The organism is Terrabacter terrae, assembly GCF_039529575.1.
GTDB classification, from domain to species: domain Bacteria; phylum Actinomycetota; class Actinomycetes; order Actinomycetales; family Dermatophilaceae; genus Terrabacter; species Terrabacter terrae.
Window position 1 is genome coordinate 1 of sequence record NZ_BAAANB010000208.1, and the last position, 832, is coordinate 832.

An 832-nucleotide genomic window follows, 5' to 3' on the forward strand; every position below is an offset into this window, starting at 1 on the left:
AGACGTCGACGGCGACGACCTCGGCGCCGGGCAGCCGCCGCGCCAGGCCCAGCGTGCCGGTTCCGGTGCCGGCGCCGAGGTCGACGACGCGCAGGCGCGGGCGGTCGTCGGACGCTCCCTCGTCCGGCACGTGGGAGACCACGCGGTCGAGTGCCTCGTCCCAGGCGGCCGCCAGCACCTCGCCGTCGAGGTCGAGCAGGTCGTCGGCGGCAGGCGAGCGCTCGGCAGCGCCGTGGTCGTGGGCTCCGTGAGCACCGTGGGCTCCGTGAGCACCGTGGGCCCCGTGGCTCGCCGCGTGCCGGGCTCGGCGGTGAGCGTGTCGGTCGTCGTGGGAGTGCGTCATGACGTCCACGCTAGGACGGGGTTGCGCCAACGGCATACGATCTTGCCGATGACGCAAGAAGAGGTCGACCTAGACGCAGTGGTGCGCGCACGCATCCGTGGACTCCGACTGGCCCGCGGGTGGTCCCTCGACGCCCTCGCCTCCCGGTGCTCGATGAGCGCCTCGACCCTGAGCCGGATCGAGACCGGCCACCGCCGCATCGCCATCGACCAGCTCGCCCCGATCGCTCGCGCCCTGGGCACGAGCATCGACCAGCTCGTCGACGTGACGAGCGACGAGGACGTCGTCATCCATCCACGCCGCAACGCCGCCCACGGCCACACGACGTGGCTGCTGACCCGGGAGGACGAGCCGCACGGCTTCGTCGTGGCGAAGATGCGGATCACCGCGCGCCGGCGGACGAGCCCTCCCGGCGTGCATCCCGGCCACGAGTGGTTCACCGTGATCTCGGGGACCGCGAAGCTGCACCTGGGTGACCGCGTCCTGCTC

Annotated in this window: 1 protein-coding gene and 1 pseudogene; one reads left to right on the top strand and one right to left on the bottom strand. The window is 73.0% G+C overall.

Translation table 11 applies throughout. The features are described 5' to 3' along the window. Positions 1-343 (bottom strand): annotated as a pseudogene (locus tag ABD194_RS21075) (hypothetical protein); the annotation flags it as partial. Positions 344-391: 48 nt separating this feature from the next. Here ABD194_RS21075 and ABD194_RS21080 point away from each other — a divergent pair. Continuing rightward, positions 392-832: helix-turn-helix domain-containing protein (locus tag ABD194_RS21080; protein WP_343995191.1), on the top strand; the 441-nt coding region annotated here is incomplete at its 3' end.